Here is a 17,085-nt window from a genome sequence, read left to right as displayed (position 1 = left end):
GAAGGGAGTATCTGACATGTTGCTGCAAGACCCGATGTTCCTGATTGCGGCATTTGCGTCGCTTGTGGTGGTGGTGGTGCTGATGATCGGAATCGGCGGGTTCGCCAAAGGCGGCGAATTCAACCGCAAGCATGGCAACCGGATGATGCGCTACCGGCTGTATGCGCAGTTTGTGGCCGTGGTGCTGATTGTCGCCTTCGCCTATTTCCGTTCAAAAGGAGCCTGACCATGGTTGTTCTGAACAAGATATACACCCGCACGGGCGATTCCGGCGAAACGGCGCTTGGCAATGGCGTGCGTGTCGCCAAGCATTCGCAGCGCGTGACCGCCTATGGCACTGTCGATGAACTGAACGCAACACTGGGACTGGCGCGGCTGCATGCCAGCGGTGATATGGTGTCGGCGATTTCGCGCATCCAGAATGACCTGTTTGATCTGGGTGCGGATCTGTGCCGCCCTGAGATGGACCGCGACGCACAGGCCGAATACACGCCCCTGCGCATCATCCCGGCGCAGGTAGACAGGCTGGAGCGTGAAATCGATACAATGAATGCTGATCTGTCACCGTTGCGCAGCTTCATATTGCCCGGCGGGTCGGCACTGGCCGCGCATCTGCATCTGTGCCGGACAGTGGCACGCCGCGCCGAACGCGAAACCGTCGCCCTGTCAACTGTCGAAGGGGTGAACGAATCGGCGGTAAAATACCTGAACCGTCTGTCGGACTGGCTGTTCGTTGCGGGCCGTGTCGCCAATGACAATGGCGCAGATGACATTCTTTGGGTTCCGGGCGCGAACCGTTAGCGCAGACATATGCTGTAACGCGGCGTCGATCACTGGGATCATGTCGTTTTTGCATTGTTTTCTGCAACTGCAACTCGTTAGAACCCTACCAAGCATTGCGAAAGGGAGATATACGCCGATGAAGGTTCTGGTGCCGGTCAAGCGCGTGATCGACTATAACGTGAAAGTCCGTGTCAAGGCGGATGGCAGCGGTGTCGATCTGGCGAATGTCAAAATGTCGATGAATCCGTTCGATGAAATCGCTGTTGAAGAAGCGATCCGCCTGAAGGAAAAGGGCCTCGCATCGGAAATCGTGGCCGTATCCATCGGCGTGAAACAGGCGCAGGAAACCCTGCGCACAGCGCTGGCGATGGGGGCTGATCGCGCGATCCTTATTGTTGCTGCTGATGATGTCCACACCGATATCGAACCGCTGGCCGTGGCCAAACTGCTGAAAGGCGTGATTGACGAGGAGCAGCCGCAAATCGTTCTGTGCGGCAAGCAGGCAATCGATAATGACATGAATGCCACCGGCCAGATGCTGGGTGCGCTGACCGGATGGGCACAGGCCACTTTTGCATCCGACGTATCCATTGACGGGGATCACGCCACGGTCACCCGAGAAGTGGATGGCGGCTTGCAGACCATCAAGGTCAAACTGCCCGCAATTATCAGTGTGGACCTGCGCCTGAATGAGCCGCGCTATGCGTCGCTTCCGAACATCATGAAGGCCAAGAAAAAGCCGCTGGATGAAAAGACACCGGCGGATTACGGCGTTGATGTCACGCCGCGGCTGGAAATCGTGAAAACGACCGAACCCGCTGCGCGTTCCGCAGGGGTCAAGGTTGCCTCGGTAGATGAATTGTTGACGAAACTGAAAGATGAAGCGGGGGTAATCTGATGGCGGTTCTTCTTCTGGCTGAAGTCACTGATGGTGTGCTGAACGTGGACACCACCGCCAAGGCGGTCACTGCGGCCGCAAAACTGGGCGACGTGACCGTTCTGTGCGCGGGGGCAAGTGCTGCGGATGCCGCTGCCAGCGCCTCGAAAATCGATGGCGTGGCCAAGGTTCTGTGCGCGGAAGATGCCAGCCTCGGGCATCGTCTGGCCGAACCCACAGCCGCGCTGATTGTCAGCCTGGCGGGTGACTACACCCATATCGTGGCCCCCGCGACAACGGATGCTAAAAACATCCTGCCCCGCGTCGCGGCCCTGCTGGATGTGATGGTCCTGTCTGATGTATCCGGCATTGTCGATGGCGACACGTTTGAACGCCCGGTTTATGCGGGCAATGCCATCCAGACGGTCAAGTCCGGTGATGCAACCAAAGTTCTGACGCTGCGCACATCGACATTTGAAGCTGCGGGTCAGGGCGGCTCTGCGAGCGTCGAGAATATTTCAGCGGCGGAAAACCCTGGCCTGTCGGAATGGGTTGAAGACAAGGTTGCCGCCAGCGACCGGCCTGAACTGACATCGGCCAAGGTGGTTGTGTCCGGTGGGCGCGGCGTCGGGTCCGAAGAGGACTTCAGACTGATCGAAGGGTTGGCCGACAAGCTGGGCGCTGCTGTGGGCGCATCGCGCGCTGCTGTCGATTCCGGCTATGCGCCCAATGACTGGCAAGTGGGCCAGACCGGCAAGGTCGTTGCACCAGACCTGTATATCGCGGTCGGCATTTCGGGTGCCATCCAGCATCTGGCCGGCATGAAGGACAGCAAGATCATTGTTGCCATCAACAAGGACGAAGAAGCGCCCATCTTTCAGGTGGCCGATTACGGGCTGGTGGGCGATCTGTTCACGTTGGTGCCGGAACTGACCGAAAAGCTGTAGGCCACGGCTTGCGCAATTCGACAAGGCAGCCCATTAACAGGGCTGCCTTTTTTATTGCGAGTGCGCGCAAATCAAAGCTCAGTTCAGGTCTTTCAACAGCCGCCCATGGCGGCGCACTTCACCCAGAACATCCCCGAATGTCAGCAGCCCGCGCGATTTCAGCATGGGCATCAACTTCAGGAACGCATCAGCCGTGGCGACCGTATCACCGATGGCGGTGTGGCGGGCCTCTTCCGGGATGGTAATGCCCAGACGCGCGGTCAGCGCGTCCAGCGAATGCTGCTCCAGCTGGCCATAGACGACCGCAGACAGCAGCACTGTGTCCAGCACCGGATGATCAAACCGCACGCCCATGGATTTTTCGTGCCTGCGCAGGAATTCCATGTCAAATGGCGCATTATGCGCAATCAGAACCGCACCGCGCGCAAAATCGTGAAACCGTTTTCCGGCTTCCGTCATGCTGGGGGCACCCTTGACCATATCGTCGGTTATGCCGTGTATTTCCGTTGACGAAGGCGGGATTGCGCGCGCGGGGTCAACCAATGTGTCAAACACCTCACGCTTGACGCGGCGGCCATTGACCACGCGCACTGCGGCAATTTGCACGATTTCATCGCTGGACGGGGTCAGGCCCGTGGTTTCCGTGTCGAACACAACATAGGTCAGATCTTCCAGCCTGCTTTCCAGCACGCCTGCATTCCGCGCCTTGGACAGCAATTCAAAATCATAGACGACTTCGCGCTGAATAGGGGCCGGGCGGGTTGTGGCGCGGCGGGCATTGGGAATGGGCAGACGCACCGCTGCCACACCATCGCTGCGGGTTTCTGTCCAGGCTTCGGTTGCATGGGCGTTCAGGACAGCGCGCGCTGTCAGGTCGGGGGTGTCAGGGTCCAGCGGTTCTGACAACCAGGAATCAAACACCCCCACCGACAGGGACCGGCCGTGCCACACCAGATCCAGCACTGCGCCCGGCCCGTCTTCTTCCGCCAGCACCAGCCGGAAGCTGCGGGAATGCCCCGCTTGGGCCAGTTTCTGCCCCAGCCAGCGCAGCAACAGCGCCAGTTCGAACCCGTCACAGGTCAGCATCAATTCCGGCCCTTCGGTCTGCAAGTCCAGACCAAGGGTTTCAAACTGCGCGCCAACCCCGTCCATAAGATCAGGAGAGCGGATCTGCGCCAATGGCCGCCAGTCATTGCGCCCGGCGTCATAGCGCTGACCAAGTTCGGTTATCGCAGTGGTCAGGCCCTGCACCTCTGACAGCATGGCGTCCATCAGATCTGCGGAATGCGCCATGTCCTTGTCTTCGGAAATAACCCCGATGACAGTCTGTAAATTGGCTGCGGGGCGGCGCACACGGTCAAACACTTCTGCCAGCAGGGCCTCGCGCGCGGCATGGGCCGCCAGGTCGGCGGTGACATCACGCAGGGTCAGCACAAAACCGGGGCGCGGTGTGTGTTCGGTGCGTCGCAGCACCCGCATCCGGCCGGACAACAAGCGCCCGCTGCCAGTCGTGGCGCAGATCAGGTCGGACGCGGCTTCGGGGTCATTCAGCTTCGCCAGACGTTCATAGGCATGACGCACCGGACCTTCGCGCAGATAATCCAGCAAGTTGCGGTCCAGCCCCGGCGCACCGCCCGCTTCCAGAATGGTCACGGCCTGTCCATTATAGAATGCAAGCTGATAATCGGCAGTGCAAAGCAGCACGGCAACCGGCACATCCGCCAGCAGTTTTTCCAGCCGCGCCTTTTCCCCCGACAGGCGCGAGGTTTCCCGCGCGACCGATTCTGCCAGCGCCGAACGGGTCTGCGCCAGCGCGCTCGATATTTCCGCCGCCGCCGGTGCCAGATCGCCAAGATACCGCGCGCGGTCCTTGTCGCGCCCCAGATCGTCATGGATATCGGCATGCGCACGGGTGCGGATGGCATTGGCCAGCCCGTCAATCGCGCGCGCGACATTCATGTCAAACAGATACCATATGCCCGTCACCAGAAACAGGATCAGGAAACCCGCAAGAATCCCGGCCTGCGCAACTGCTGCTGCCAGATCGGGAACCGCGCTGCGCGACACAACCAGCCAGCCCGCAACGCCCACCGCCGCCACAGCGCCCACTGCAAGCAGCGCGAAGAACAGCAGGATACGGACGCGCAGGCCAAGCTTTTCAAGCATCAGTGCGATCCTCTGGCCGGGGGGATTCGCCAGCAAGTATCTTGCGCACTTCTTCGCGCAATTCCTTCAGTTCAAACGGCTTTGAAATGAAGCCATCCGCCCCCATGGCCAGGCCTTTGCGCCGTTCCATGGCCGACCCCCGCGCTGTCATCATCAATATGCGGACATCGGCGCAATCGGGGTCCGCGCGCACGGTCTGGCATATGTCATATCCGGAAACTTCGGGCAGCATGACGTCCAGCAGCACCAGATCGGGTTTGTTGTCGCGGATCATCTCTACGGCGCCGGCCCCGGTTGCCAGGCGGGTTTGTTCATATCCTTCGCGAGTCAGCAGGTAATCAAGCGCTATGGCGATGTTATCTTCATCCTCGACCACCAGAATCTGCACCTTCTTCGCGCGGTCCTCCATATGCGGCTCCTCCTCCACAAGCGACGGTAAGAAACGGATCATCGGGCGTCAGCTGATACCATTCGGCGTCCAGCGGAATGCCTGCGTCATCCAACCTTGTGCCTTCGGTCAGGTCGGAACGACGGGCATTGGCGCAGTCGAACAGGGACTGGAACCCGAAGGTCAGCGCCCAGCGTTCCTTCAGGACAATCCCGGTCAATACCAGATCCGGGTTAACGCGATTGGTCTGCCGCACGCGGTTGTCAATCGCGGTGATGCGGGTGCTCAGCGGGACAATATAGGTCCAGGGCCGGTACCAGATGCGGACCTCGTTCTTGCTGACGACGGTCACATCGTCAGGAAGTCCAGCTTCAAACCGCCCGGCCCATGTGTATTCCAGCCAGATTACCATCAGCAGCATGCCCCCGGCCGCCCCGAAAGGGGCAATCCAGTCAGGCAGGCTTCGCCAACTTATCCGGTGCAGGAAATGTGCCACGCCAAAGCCGCCGAAGCCCGCGACAATAACTGCCAGAAATTCCATGATCATGTTGGGTTGGTCCTTCTAGCCCAGTGTTCCGGCAATCTGGCCAACGGCTGATTGCATGGTGCGCACGACGACAAACGCGTCGCGCAGATGACTGCGTTCAAAATCTGACAGGTCAGAAGGGGCAAGGAAATTGTCAGGCTTGCGCCCCATCCGGACCAGCGTTGCCTGATTTTCCAACCGCAGATTGGCGATAAGATCATAGGCTTCGATCAGGTCACGCGCGCCCGATACCGAAATGATCCCCTGTTCTTCAGCAGTCAACAAGCGGGTGCGGGTATTAACGGCAGCAATGCGCCCACGCAGCGCGTAAACGCGCGCAAGGTCGGTCACCGGCACCACACCACCCAGTTTCATGTCGACATGGTTCTTGTGCTCGCCTGATCGGATGGTCGCAAAGCCGCGCAGCAACCCAAGCGGGGGCGAATGTTTGATGGAATTCGAGATCATGTGAACAACAAAGATCGAATTCTTGCTGGCGGCTTCCAGTGTTTCATCCTGCAAGTCGCGAAACAGGCTGACCTGACCACCAATCGGACGCAGGTCAAACATGACAGAGGCCAGCATCTGCGCTTCGGGCGACGGTGTGTTGATCCACCCCTGAAAATAGCGCCGCCAGACCCGGACCGGCTGACACCAGCGCGGGTTGGTCGCCATCATGTCACCGGGACAGTAGAAATACCCTGCCGCATGCAGCCCGTCCGACACAAACCGCGCCAGATCAGCGAAATAGCCCATATCATCCGGGGTAACGCTGTCATCGATGATGATGCAATTGTCCTGATCGCTGACGCCTGTCTGTTCCTGTCGGCCCTGGCTGCCGCAGGCGGCCCACAGGTATGGGACCGGCGGCGGGCCCAGTTTTTCTTCGGCCAGTTTCAGCAACCGCCGCGTGACGGTATCGGCAATATCGGTGATCAGGCGGGTAATCACATCATGCGCGTTATGCGCCCCCACCAGTTGCAACAACAATTGCGGAATGCGTTCGGTCACATGGGCCAGGTCTGCATAGGTCTCCGCCACCGCAGCATCCCGCACCAGTTGCGCGGAACTGATGGCCTGAAACCGCGTCAGGTCAGTCTGCGTAATCATTCCCACAAGCCGGTCGTCACGCACCACCGGCAAATGCCCGATGCGGTGTTCCAGCATCATATGCAGGATGTCGGACCCTAAGGAGTTGGGCGAAAGTGCCAGAGGGTCCGGGGTCATCACATCAGCAAGCGGAGTGTTCAGTCCGCGCCCTTCAGCCAGCACACGGCCCGACAGGTCGCGCGTGGTTACAATGCCAACCAGCGTGTCGCCCTTGACCACCGCGACACAGGAAATACGGTTATCCCGCATCAGTTTTGCGGCATCCTGCGCGGTCATCTGCGGGGTGGCTGTTACGGGTTTGCGCGCCATCAGATCGGACACCTTCAGGGTGGCAAGATCATTTTGCCGACCCAGCCTGCCGCCTGATGGCGCACCGCGGCTGAAAAACCGCTCAAAGGCCGGGAAATTGGCAATCAGGTGGCGCAGATCATTCGCGGGCAGGCACAGCAACACGGAATCTGCCGTCGCTGTCGCCGTGGTAACGGCCCGCCCGTCACGCAGCAACCCGCGTTCCCCGAAGGAATTGCGCGGCGCCAGTATGGACACAAGCGCGCCATGAGTGTCGGTCACCTCTATCGTACCGGATTTGACCAGATAGACACCATCTATCGGCTCTCCCTCGGAATAGATGACCTTGCCTGCGGGCACCTCACTGCGGCTGAAGCAACCGGCGACACGCGCCAGTTCGTCCTGCGGCAGTGAATCATATGGGTGCACGGATTGCAGGAATTCCAGAACCTTCGGGGTGCTTTGGGTCATGTCTGTTGTCCTGATTGCACCGACCTGTATTTGGGCGGCCCGGATGTGGGACGGCCTGCCCCCGCAGAACGGGGACAGGCCAATGTCACAGCGTCAGATCAGTGATCGACGGCCGCGCCTGCACCTTTGGGCACGCGGATCGATTCCACCAGTTCCTGAATTTCTGCAGGGGCATCGCCGGTCATCTTGTTGACGACATAGGCGGCTGCGAAGTTCAGCATCGCACCCACTGCACCAAAGCTGAGCGGCGAAATACCAAGCAGCCAGTTGTCAGGTGTGTTGGGCAGCATGTTGGTGCCGGGGATGAAGAACCAGCCCAGATAGGTGAAGATATACAGCACCGTGGAGCCAAGACCCACGATCATACCTGCAACCGCACCTGCGGAGTTCATCTTCTTGGAGAAGATACCCATCATGATGGCCGGGAACAGCGACGATGCCGCCAGACCGAAGGCCAGTGCCACCACCTGCGCCGCAAAGCCCGGCGGGTTGAGGCCCAGATAGGTTGCCAGCGCAATCGCAAAGGCCATCGAAATACGGGCAGCAAGCAATTCGCCCTTTTCCGAAATGCCCGGATTGATCATCGACTTGATCAGATCGTGGCTGATGGCGGATGAAATCGCCAGCAACAGACCTGCCGCCGTGGACAATGCTGCTGCCAGACCACCTGCCGCGATCAGGCCGATAACCCAACCCGGAAGCTGTGCAATTTCGGGGTTCGCCAGAACCAGAATATCCTGGTTGAAGGTCACCATTTCATTGCCTTCCCAGCCTTCTTCAATGGCGCGGGCGGGTGGGTTTGCTTCATTATAGTACTGGATCAGGCCATCGCCGTTCTTGTCCTCGAAGCGCAGCAGACCCGTGCGTTCCCAGTTAAGCATCCAGTCGGGCTTTTCATCGAATGCCAGCGGCTCGCCCGCGACACCGTTCGGGTACAGCGTGGTGATGATGTTCAGACGCGCCATTGCACCAACTGCCGGGGCAACGGTGTAAAGCAGCGCGATGAAGACCAGCGCCCAACCTGCCGATTTGCGCGCATCAGCCACTTTCGGAACCGTAAAGAAGCGGATGATGACATGCGGCAGACCAGCGGTACCGATCATCAGCGACAGGGTGAACAACACCATGTTGAAGGTTGACCCGTGATTGCCGGTATAGTCGTTGAAGCCCAGTTCAACCAGCACTTCGTTCAGCGTGGTCAGCAGTGGCTGGCCGGAAGCGGTATGCGTGCTGAACAGACCCAGTTGCGGCAGCGGATTACCCGTCAGTTGCAACGAGATGAACACCGCAGGGATGGTGTAGGCAATGATCAGAACGACATATTGCGCCAACTGCGTATAGGTGATGCCCTTCATCCCGCCAAGAACGGCATAGATGAACACAACACCCGACGCGATGAACAGGCCAGTCTGGTTGGTCACTTCAAGGAAACGCGAAAACGCCACACCTGCGCCAGTCATCTGGCCGATAACATATGTGATCGACATGACCAGCAGCGAAATCACCGCCACCAGACGCGCGGTCTGGCTGTAGAACCGGTCTCCGATGAAATCGGGCACAGTGTAGCGGCCGAATTTGCGCAGATAGGGCGCCAGCAGCATGGCCAGTAGCACATAGCCGCCCGTCCAGCCCATCAGGAAGGTCGAGTTGCCATAGCCGACGAAGGCGATAAGACCCGCCATCGAGATGAAGCTTGCTGCCGACATCCAGTCAGCCGCAGTTGCCGCACCGTTGACGATAGGGTTAACGCCGCGCGACGCCGCGTAGAAGTCAGAAGTCGACCCGGCACGTGCCCAGATCGCGATACCGATGTAAAGCGCGAAGGACGCGCCCACAAAGATAAGGTTGATTACAAACTGATCCATTTTTCAGGTATCCCTCATTCTTCCACGCCAAACTCTTTATCGAGTCTGTTCATGTACCAGGTGTAGTAGAAGATCAGCACGATGAAGGTCAGGATCGAGCCTTGCTGCGCGAACCAGAACCCAAGATCGGTGCCACCGATTGGAATACCCGACAAAAGCGGGCGTAGAACGATGCCGAATCCGAAAGAGACCAGCGCCCAGATCACCATGGAAATGGTGATGATGCGGACGTTGGCCTTCCAGTAGGCGTCTGTCGACTTGTCTGACATTGTGACGTCTCCCAGTTTCCTCCTGTGCCGCCCCCTCATGGGGCTGGCTTCCTCTCTTGCAGCGGGTATGTGCTGTCAGACACATCCGCTGTTTGCAGACCCGCTCACTCCTCTGGGTCTGCATCCGGGCACTTCTGCGTGCCCATTTACCGGTTTCCCGGAACTCTACGCTGTCGCGTCACGCACGATGGCTGCCAGATCAGATGCGATGACATCAATCTGGCCCATCGCATCGACATGGCGCAAGACACCCTGATTTTCGTAATAGCTGATCAGCGGGGCTGTCTGGTCGTGATAGGCAGCAAGCCGTGCGCCCACAGTTTCCGCGTTGTCATCAGCGCGCCGCTTGAATTCCGTTCCGCCACATTTGTCGCACACGCCTGCCGCAGCGGGTGTTTTGAAACTGTCGTGATACCCTTCGCCACATCCGGCGCAGGTATAGCGGCCCGAAACCCGTTCAACCATTGCCGCATCATCCACATCCAGCGAAATGGCCGCGCCAAGCGCCATACCCTGATCTGCAAGCAATGCATCCAGTGCTTCGGCTTGTCTGGCGGTGCGGGGGAACCCGTCAAGGATGACCCCCTTTTCAGTATCGGGTTCGGCCATGCGGTCACGCAGGATCGCAAGGACGATTTCATCACTGACCAGCCCGCCGGATTCCATGACCGCCTTCGCTTGTTTACCCGCATCCGTGCCCGCAGCAACAGCCGCGCGCAGCAGATCGCCCGTGGACAGTTGGATAAGGCCGAATTGCTCTTCCAGCATGCGTGCCTGTGTCCCCTTGCCTGCGCCGGGCGGGCCAAGCAGGATAAGTACCGCAGATTTTGTCATTGTGTCGCGCATCCCTGTCACGCCCGGTTCATGCGGTTGTCGATCAACTCATCCACCACCGACGGGTCAGCCAGTGTCGAGGTGTCGCCCAACGCACCGAAATCATCCTCAGCAATCTTGCGCAGAATACGCCGCATGATCTTGCCCGACCGGGTTTTGGGCAGGCCCGGCGCCCACTGGATCAGGTCTGGGCTGGCAATCGGGCCAATTTCCTGACGTACCCATTTGACCAGATCCTTGCGCAACTCTTCCGTCGGTTCCACATTGTTCATCAAGGTGACATAGGCATAGATCCCCTGCCCCTTGATGTCATGCGGGTAGCCGACGACAGCGGCTTCGGCCACGGCTTCATGCGCCACAAGTGCGGATTCAACTTCGGCCGTGCCCATGCGGTGGCCGGACACGTTGATCACGTCATCCACCCGGCCGGTAATCCAGTAATCGCCGTCTTCATCACGACGGCACCCATCGCCAGTGAAATAATAACCTTTGTACTGACTGAAATAGGTTTCCATGAAACGCTCATGATCACCCCAGACAGTGCGCATCTGGCCGGGCCAGCTTTCCTTGATGCACAGCACCCCTTCTGCGGCTGTGCCTGTCTGGACTTCCGCTGTTGCGGGGTCCAGAATTTCCGGCACCACCCCGAAAAAGGGCTTGGTCGCCGAACCGGGCTTGGCCGGAATGGCGCCGGGCAGCGCAGTGATCATGTGACCGCCGGTTTCCGTTTGCCAGAAGGTGTCAACGATCGGGCACCGGCCCTTGCCGACATTTTCATTGTACCAGTTCCATGCTTCGGGGTTGATGGGTTCGCCAACGGACCCCAGCAGTTTCAGTGACGACAGGTCGTGTTTTTCAACCCATTCAGTCCCTTGACCCATCAGCGCGCGAATGGCCGTGGGCGCAGTATAGAACTGGTTGACCTTGTGCTTGGCGCAAACTTCCCAGAAACGGCCCGCATCCGGATAGGTGGGCACGCCTTCAAACATCAGCGTTATGGCGCCATTGGCCAGCGGCCCGTAGATGATATAGCTGTGGCCGGTGACCCAACCGACATCGGCTGTGCACCAGAACACGTCCCCGTCGTGGTAATCAAACACATATTGCTGCGTCATCGCCGCATAAACCAGATACCCGCCAGAGGTATGCACAACCCCTTTAGGCCGCCCTGTCGAACCGGACGTATACAGAATGAACAAGGGGTCTTCAGCACCCACCTCGGTATAGGGGCAATACGGACTGGCGGCAGCCATTTCGGCCTTCAGGTCAATATCGCGCCCGTCCACCCATGTCGTCTGATCACCAGTATGCTTGACCACAAGGCATTTCACCTTGTCGGAGCAGTCAAACAGTGCCTTGTCAGCATTCGATTTCAGCGCAGTCCGGCGACCACCGCGCGGCGCGGTGTCAGCCGTGATCACGGCCTTGGCCTGACAATCATTGATACGGTTTGCCAGCGCATCCGGCGAAAAACCTGCGAAAACGATGGAATGCACGGCCCCGATGCGCGCGCAGGCCAGCATGGCATAGGCTGCTTCCGGGATCATGGGCAGATACAGCACCACACGGTCGCCTTTTCTGATGCCATGTTCCTTCAGAACATTTGCCATCCGGCTGGTCTGTTCCAGCAACTCGCGATAGGTAATGTGCCGGGCGGGGGCTTTGGGATCATCGGGTTCCCAGATGATGGCGGTTTGCTCGCCCCGGGTCACGATATGACGGTCAATGCAGTTTGCAGACACGTTCAGCGTGCCGTCTTCGAACCATTTGATATCAACATTGCCGAAATCGAATGTCGCGTTCTTTACCTTAGTGAAGGGCTTGATCCAGTCAATGCGCTTGCCGTGTTCGCGCCAGAAACCATCCGGATCGGTGATGGACGCGGAATACATTTCTTCATACTTGGCCGCGTCAATATGCGCATCGGCCACGAACTCGTCAGAAGCGGGATAGGTATTTGACATGAATACTCCTCCAGTCGCGCGGAGGGGCTGAACCTGCGAAATTCGCGGCAGCGCCCCCCTGAATTTTCGGCGCCGCAAAACCCGCTGCGCCATTCCCCGCGACCTGTATAACGCATTCGTCAAATAATGTGTAACTTTTTTTATCTAAAGGGTTTTCTTGTAAATTTATTCACAAGTAATAAGTAAATATTGTCAATTACTTTTCGCTGCACTGCGGGAAGCCATTGTTATTATATTGTTTTCCATCTGATGAATACGGTGCAGATTTCTGCCCATAACAGCGGCGATCAGCGGCGACAGAACATGTCAGCGCAAACACCCCTCGCGCAAGATTCGATAAGTTTTCTTCTTTTGCGCGAACATTAGTGATTCGACGTGCTGGAATTTCCGCACCGGGCGGGCTTCACGGACATCCGGCATTCCGGCAATGCAAAAGCCATCCTTGCAAGCCCCTGCAACTTGCCCCAAAACCCCATAAAGGATGCACCAGCAAGCAAGGAAGGGCCAAAGCCATGATCCCGGTCCAAGGATATACAGGTGCGCGCGTCGCCGTACTGGGTTTGGGGCGTTCAGGATTGACGAGTTGCGCCGCGCTTGCAGCCGGCGGGGCGGAGCCACTGGCCTGGGATGAAAGCCCCGATGCCCGCAGCCAGGCCGAAAATCAGGGTATAACGTTGCATGATCTGGGCAGGATCGACTGGTCCGGCGTGGCCGCATTGATCACCAGCCCGGGCATTCCGCATCTTTACCCCGCACCCAACCGCATAATTGCAGCCGCCATGGCAGCAGGCGTGCCCGTAGACAACGATATCGGTTTGTTTTTCCGCAGCTTCGCAACAGCGGAAACCATGGAATTCGACCAGCCCCCCAAAGTTGTAGCTATCACCGGGTCAAACGGCAAATCAACCACGACCGCGCTTGTGCATCACATTCTGCAACAGGCCGGACGCCCCTGCCAGATGGCGGGCAATATCGGCAAGGGCGTGCTGTCAATTGATCCGCCGCAAAATGGCGAGGTTGTGGTGCTGGAACTGTCCAGCTATCAAACCGAACTGGCGCGTTCCCTGACACCTGACATCGCCGTTTTCACCAACCTGTCGGCCGATCATCTGGACCGCCACGGTGGGATGGGGGGCTATTTTGCCGCCAAACGCCGACTGTTCGCCGAAGGCGGGCCGGATCGCGCCATCATCGGTGTCGACGAAACCGAAGGCCAGTTTCTGGCCGGGCAGATCGGACAGAACCCCGAAGATATGCGCGTTATCCGCATGTCATCAGGCCGGAAACTGACCGGGCCGGGCTGGAACGTCTTTGCCCGCAAAGGTTTTCTGGCCGAATACCGGCAAGGTAAACAGGTGGTGTCCGTGGACCTGCGCGCGGTCAAGGGCCTGCCGGGCGCGCATAACCATCAGAACGCTTGCGCGGCCTATGCGGTGGCGCGCAGCCTTGGCATTGCCCCGCGCCTTATTGAAGACGCGCTGCACAGTTTCAGCGGCCTGCCCCATCGCAGCCAGCTGGTGGCCGAAGCGGACGGTGTGCGCTATATCAACGACAGCAAGGCCACCAATGCCGAAAGCGCAGCACAGGCGCTTCAGGCTTTCGACCACATTCGCTGGATTGCAGGGGGCCTGGGCAAGGATGGCGGCATCACATCGCTGGCGCCGCATCTGGGGCATGTGACCAAAGCCTATCTGATCGGCCATTCGGCGCGCGAATTTGCCCTGCAACTGGGCGACACCGCGCATGAGGTTTGCGAAACAATGGAACGCGCCGTAGCCCGCGCAATGGCCGACGCACAATCAGGCGATGTGGTGCTGCTTGCCCCTGCGGCGGCCAGTTTTGACCAGTTCAAGGATTTTGAATGCCGCGGACAGGCATTTATTGATGCTGTGAATGCGCGATTACTGCGCGAAAGCGCCACCGATGACAAATGATGACAGCCCGCGCGGCTTTGCCTTTGCTGTGGCGGCATTTGCCATCTGGGGCACGCTGCCATTCTATTTCAAGGCACTGGAGCATGTCCCCACGGTCGAAGTGATCGCCCATCGCGCAATCTGGGCGGTGCCCTTCGCGTTGGTTGCGTTAATACTGCTGGGGCGCACCGATGATTTACGCATTGCCATCCGCACGCCGCGTATGCTGGGCATGGCGCTGGTCACGGCTGCGTTGATTTCGGTCAACTGGGGCACATATGTCTGGCTTATCCAGTCCGGGCAGGCGATGGACGCCGCCCTCGGCTATTATATCAACCCCATTTTCAACGTGTTTCTGGGGGCGACGCTGCTGGGCGAGAAACTAAGCGCGCGGCAATGGGGGGCCGTGGCGCTGGCAGTGGCCGCTGTTGTGGTGCTGACACTAGATGCAGGCGCATTGCCATTAGGCGCATTGCTGATCATTTTCAGCTGGGGCGGCTATGCCTATTTCAAGCGCGCCCTGCCCATCGGGCCAAATCAGGGCTTTGCACTGGAAGCCCTGATCCTGCTGCCATTCGCAATTGCGTATATGGGCTGGGCACAGCTTCAGGGGGGCAGCTTCAGCGCACAGGCCAATGCAATGGACTGGGCGCTGCTTGTCGGCTGCGGCATTGTGACAGCCGCGCCGCTGATGCTTTATGCCAACGGGGCCAAGGAACTGCGCCTGTCTACAATCGCCATCGCGGGCTATTCCATTCCGACGATGATATTCCTGATTTCAGTGTTCATCTTCCGCGAACCGTTTGATGGGGCGCGTGTCATTGCCTTTCCCATGATCTGGGGGGCCATGGCGCTGTATATTCTGGAGATCCTGCGCAAACGCCGGGCGGGACTGCAATAAACTGCAAAAAGCTGTGCAGGGACCCGAACGCAAAAAGGCGCTGATCAGCACTGCATGGATTTTCCGGAAGAGAGACGACAGTAATCCACATCCTGGGTCAAAACCGCTGCCATAAAGGTTTGCCTTTCACTTAGCGTGGCCCGCGCGCTGGTGTCACGAGAGCGGCCATTCGGACAGCGCGCAGAGAATGACTGAAAAGCGGAGCCACTTTTCTGATTTTTTGCATTGTCGCGAATGGCTGCTTCTAAGATGCACCCAACCTTGATTTACAAGATGCCGTTGCCAACCAAGTGTGAATATTGCCGAACCAGCACCAGCCCAAACGTGGTGCACCCTTGCTCAACCAGATTGACGGAACCCGTTGATCGTCCTCAATTCGGGAACCCGGCATTTGAATGCAGTTGAATCTGTGTTTGTCAGTCAAGAGTTCTGGCACCGCGAGCGCGCAAAACAGACCTTCACTCATCGTCAAAGGTGTACGCTTGGCCTTCATGAGCAATTCCATGCTGTCACTGGGGCTGATGTTGAGATTAGACATGCCGGTATCAACGTCCCATAGCACGTAGAGATCGGCATTCGGAATCGCCAAAGACTCGATGTCCCGAAAATCTTCAGGAATCTTAGGCGTCATTTCAACGTATCCATTGCGCCCTTTGTGCGAGAGTTGGCCCATCAATTCTTGATACCGGAAATTCTTCTGCTTGAGGAGGATGACAACCGGGATGTTGCCGCTGGCTTCTTCGGACATCGCCAAGGCACTGACGCGCATACGCAGTTCCTCGATATGGCGCCAAAACCTGCCAATGTCGTAATTCAGGAGACTGTTCGAGATTCGTTGGGACATTAATTCTGCCTGCCGGTCATATTCGGCTAGTGGGTCTGTCAGCATCGGAACTTCCATATTTGTGGATGATCCATGACATAGTCTCGAATGAATCGACTTTCACGTTGCCAGTTTGTTCCGGCGTTCGATTGGCGCAGCTTTTTTAGGTCGGCGGGATATCTCGATCGCGAGATCGGCTGCGCGAGCGTCTGTCTAAGTTGACCGCTGACACTACGTAATCCACCCAAAAGCGGGCATTGAATCGGACCAAACCAAGTTCCGCTTTAGTTCGCCTAGCTGCCAGACCGGACAACCTGCGGCGCGCGGCTGCTTTCTGGCACTACTTTCAGAAAAATATCATCAGTCGGCACCACAGAGGAAAAACCTCTGACGAGAAAGGCAGAATTATCTGATGTTTTTCCAGAGTAATTATGGTGGAGCCAAGCGGGATCGAACCGCTGACCTCTTGAATGCCATTCAAGCGCTCTCCCAACTGAGCTATGGCCCCACCGTTTCGCCGTGTTTCTGACGATGCCCGCCTATTACGAAAGCAAATCCGCCAACGCAATAGGAAAAACCGGCACCGTCAAAAATTCGACGGCTTAATCTTCATCGTCGCCGGCAACATCTGCCAGATCATCCAGCGCGACAGTATCGTCGTCTTCATCTTCCAGCAGTTCATCATCGACATCAACGGCGTCATCATCATCGACCAGCAGATCATCATCATCCTTGATGGCCTTTTTCGACTTCTCTGCCATGGCAACGACCACCGACTCACGCCGCTCGGCGGTTTCGACCGGTACTTCTTTTCCGGTATAGGGACTGATAATCGGTTTCTTGTTCAGATCATAAAACCGCTTGCCGGTTTCCGGGCAGACGCGCTTTACGCCCCATTCTGGATTGGACATCGACATTTCCTTTATTCGCGTGCCTTCCTTCAAGCCAATTGCCGTGCCA

The 17,085-nt window shown here is 58.1% G+C and carries 16 protein-coding genes and 1 tRNA gene; 6 read left to right on the top strand and 11 right to left on the bottom strand.

Going from position 1 to position 17,085, the window contains the following annotated elements; translation table 11 throughout:
* Window positions 1-19: 19 nt before the first annotated feature.
* The 4 genes from PUT78_RS01380 to PUT78_RS01365 all read left to right on the top strand — a co-directional run bounded on the left by PUT78_RS01380 (window position 20) and on the right by PUT78_RS01365 (window position 2,607).
* Window positions 20-226 (top strand): twin transmembrane helix small protein, encoded by a 207-nt coding sequence (locus PUT78_RS01380; RefSeq protein WP_274350467.1) that lies wholly within the window; start codon window positions 20-22, stop codon window positions 224-226.
* 2 nt (window positions 227-228) lie between these two features.
* Window positions 229-801 (top strand): cob(I)yrinic acid a,c-diamide adenosyltransferase, encoded by a 573-nt coding sequence (locus PUT78_RS01375; RefSeq protein ID WP_274350224.1) that lies wholly within the window; start codon window positions 229-231, stop codon window positions 799-801.
* Between the two features lie 118 nt (window positions 802-919).
* A complete protein-coding gene (locus PUT78_RS01370; RefSeq protein WP_274350223.1) occupies window positions 920-1,681 on the top strand; it encodes an electron transfer flavoprotein subunit beta/FixA family protein in 762 nt (253 codons plus the stop codon).
* Entirely contained in the window at window positions 1,681-2,607 is a 927-nt protein-coding gene (locus PUT78_RS01365; RefSeq protein ID WP_274350222.1) for an electron transfer flavoprotein subunit alpha/FixB family protein, read from the top strand. Before PUT78_RS01370 ends, PUT78_RS01365 begins: the two co-directional genes overlap by 1 nt.
* A gap of 78 nt (window positions 2,608-2,685) precedes the next feature.
* Here the strand turns inward: PUT78_RS01365 and PUT78_RS01360 are convergent, their stop codons facing one another.
* The 8 genes from PUT78_RS01360 to acs form a co-directional block, all read right to left on the bottom strand.
* Window positions 2,686-4,773, bottom strand: coding sequence for a 3'-5' exonuclease (locus PUT78_RS01360; protein ID WP_274350221.1), 2,088 nt, complete (start codon window positions 4,771-4,773; stop codon window positions 2,686-2,688).
* A complete protein-coding gene (locus PUT78_RS01355) occupies window positions 4,766-5,182 on the bottom strand; it encodes a response regulator transcription factor (protein ID WP_274350220.1) in 417 nt (138 codons plus the stop codon). Before PUT78_RS01355 ends, PUT78_RS01360 begins: the two co-directional genes overlap by 8 nt.
* Window positions 5,136-5,708, bottom strand: a complete 573-nt coding sequence (locus PUT78_RS01350) for a hypothetical protein (RefSeq protein WP_274350218.1) — start codon at window positions 5,706-5,708, stop codon at window positions 5,136-5,138. Before PUT78_RS01350 ends, PUT78_RS01355 begins: the two co-directional genes overlap by 47 nt.
* A 15-nt stretch (window positions 5,709-5,723) precedes the next feature.
* Entirely contained in the window at window positions 5,724-7,556 is a 1,833-nt protein-coding gene (locus PUT78_RS01345) for a DUF294 nucleotidyltransferase-like domain-containing protein (protein ID WP_274350217.1), read from the bottom strand.
* A 98-nt stretch (window positions 7,557-7,654) separates the two neighbouring features.
* Window positions 7,655-9,421, bottom strand: coding sequence for a sodium:solute symporter family protein (locus tag PUT78_RS01340; protein WP_274350215.1), 1,767 nt, complete (start codon window positions 9,419-9,421; stop codon window positions 7,655-7,657).
* A 14-nt stretch (window positions 9,422-9,435) separates the two neighbouring features.
* The gene (locus PUT78_RS01335; RefSeq protein ID WP_274350214.1) at window positions 9,436-9,690 is read right to left on the bottom strand and encodes a DUF4212 domain-containing protein; all 255 of its coding nucleotides are present in this window, start codon (window positions 9,688-9,690) and stop codon (window positions 9,436-9,438) included.
* Window positions 9,691-9,855: 165 nt separating this feature from the next.
* On the bottom strand, window positions 9,856-10,524 hold the full coding sequence (locus PUT78_RS01330) for an adenylate kinase (RefSeq protein ID WP_274350213.1): 669 nt from the start codon (window positions 10,522-10,524) through the stop codon (window positions 9,856-9,858).
* Window positions 10,525-10,541: 17 nt separating this feature from the next.
* The gene (acs, locus tag PUT78_RS01325; protein ID WP_274350211.1) at window positions 10,542-12,488 is read right to left on the bottom strand and encodes an acetate--CoA ligase; all 1,947 of its coding nucleotides are present in this window, start codon (window positions 12,486-12,488) and stop codon (window positions 10,542-10,544) included.
* Window positions 12,489-13,000: 512 nt separating this feature from the next.
* On the opposite strand from acs, the gene murD reads away from it, so the two are divergent.
* Both murD and rarD read left to right on the top strand, forming a co-directional pair.
* Complete coding sequence (murD, locus tag PUT78_RS01320; RefSeq protein WP_274350210.1) at window positions 13,001-14,422, top strand: UDP-N-acetylmuramoyl-L-alanine--D-glutamate ligase; 1,422 nt, start codon at window positions 13,001-13,003, stop codon at window positions 14,420-14,422.
* Entirely contained in the window at window positions 14,412-15,302 is an 891-nt protein-coding gene (rarD, locus tag PUT78_RS01315) for an EamA family transporter RarD (protein ID WP_274350209.1), read from the top strand. Before murD ends, rarD begins: the two co-directional genes overlap by 11 nt.
* Before the next feature lie 244 nt (window positions 15,303-15,546).
* Here the strand turns inward: rarD and PUT78_RS01310 are convergent, their stop codons facing one another.
* From PUT78_RS01310 to PUT78_RS01300, 3 genes are all read right to left on the bottom strand, one after another.
* Complete coding sequence (locus tag PUT78_RS01310) at window positions 15,547-16,191, bottom strand: DUF5701 family protein (RefSeq protein ID WP_274350208.1); 645 nt, start codon at window positions 16,189-16,191, stop codon at window positions 15,547-15,549.
* Window positions 16,192-16,557: 366 nt separating this feature from the next.
* Window positions 16,558-16,633 (bottom strand) — tRNA-Ala (locus PUT78_RS01305).
* 94 nt (window positions 16,634-16,727) lie between these two features.
* Window positions 16,728-17,036 (bottom strand): TIGR02300 family protein, encoded by a 309-nt coding sequence (locus PUT78_RS01300; protein WP_274350207.1) that lies wholly within the window; start codon window positions 17,034-17,036, stop codon window positions 16,728-16,730.
* Between the last annotated feature and the right edge of the window lie 49 nt (window positions 17,037-17,085).

The sequence above is a fragment of the Roseinatronobacter alkalisoli genome (genome assembly GCF_028745735.1).
In the GTDB taxonomy this organism is placed as follows: domain Bacteria; phylum Pseudomonadota; class Alphaproteobacteria; order Rhodobacterales; family Rhodobacteraceae; genus Roseinatronobacter; species Roseinatronobacter alkalisoli.
The sequence above is the reverse complement of the archived record's forward strand: the minus strand, read 5'-3'. Positions and strand labels throughout refer to the sequence as shown.

Excerpts from the sequence above, each read along its gene's own strand:
- PUT78_RS01375 (WP_274350224.1), top strand. The coding sequence starts at position 229 with ATGGTTGTTCTGAACAAGATATACACCCGCACGGGCGATTCCGGCGAA.
- PUT78_RS01370 (WP_274350223.1), top strand. The coding sequence starts at position 920 with ATGAAGGTTCTGGTGCCGGTCAAGCGCGTGATCGACTATAACGTGAAA.
- PUT78_RS01365 (WP_274350222.1), top strand. The coding sequence starts at position 1,681 with ATGGCGGTTCTTCTTCTGGCTGAAGTCACTGATGGTGTGCTGAACGTG.
- PUT78_RS01360 (WP_274350221.1), bottom strand. The coding sequence starts at position 4,773 with ATGCTTGAAAAGCTTGGCCTGCGCGTCCGTATCCTGCTGTTCTTCGCG.
- PUT78_RS01355 (WP_274350220.1), bottom strand. The coding sequence starts at position 5,182 with ATGGAGGACCGCGCGAAGAAGGTGCAGATTCTGGTGGTCGAGGATGAA.
- PUT78_RS01350 (WP_274350218.1), bottom strand. The coding sequence starts at position 5,708 with ATGATCATGGAATTTCTGGCAGTTATTGTCGCGGGCTTCGGCGGCTTT.
- PUT78_RS01345 (WP_274350217.1), bottom strand. The coding sequence starts at position 7,556 with ATGACCCAAAGCACCCCGAAGGTTCTGGAATTCCTGCAATCCGTGCAC.
- PUT78_RS01340 (WP_274350215.1), bottom strand. The coding sequence starts at position 9,421 with ATGGATCAGTTTGTAATCAACCTTATCTTTGTGGGCGCGTCCTTCGCG.
- PUT78_RS01335 (WP_274350214.1), bottom strand. The coding sequence starts at position 9,690 with ATGTCAGACAAGTCGACAGACGCCTACTGGAAGGCCAACGTCCGCATC.
- PUT78_RS01330 (WP_274350213.1), bottom strand. The coding sequence starts at position 10,524 with ATGACAAAATCTGCGGTACTTATCCTGCTTGGCCCGCCCGGCGCAGGC.
- acs (WP_274350211.1), bottom strand. The coding sequence starts at position 12,488 with ATGTCAAATACCTATCCCGCTTCTGACGAGTTCGTGGCCGATGCGCAT.
- murD (WP_274350210.1), top strand. The coding sequence starts at position 13,001 with ATGATCCCGGTCCAAGGATATACAGGTGCGCGCGTCGCCGTACTGGGT.
- rarD (WP_274350209.1), top strand. The coding sequence starts at position 14,412 with ATGACAAATGATGACAGCCCGCGCGGCTTTGCCTTTGCTGTGGCGGCA.
- PUT78_RS01310 (WP_274350208.1), bottom strand. The coding sequence starts at position 16,191 with ATGCTGACAGACCCACTAGCCGAATATGACCGGCAGGCAGAATTAATG.
- PUT78_RS01300 (WP_274350207.1), bottom strand. The coding sequence starts at position 17,036 with ATGTCCAATCCAGAATGGGGCGTAAAGCGCGTCTGCCCGGAAACCGGC.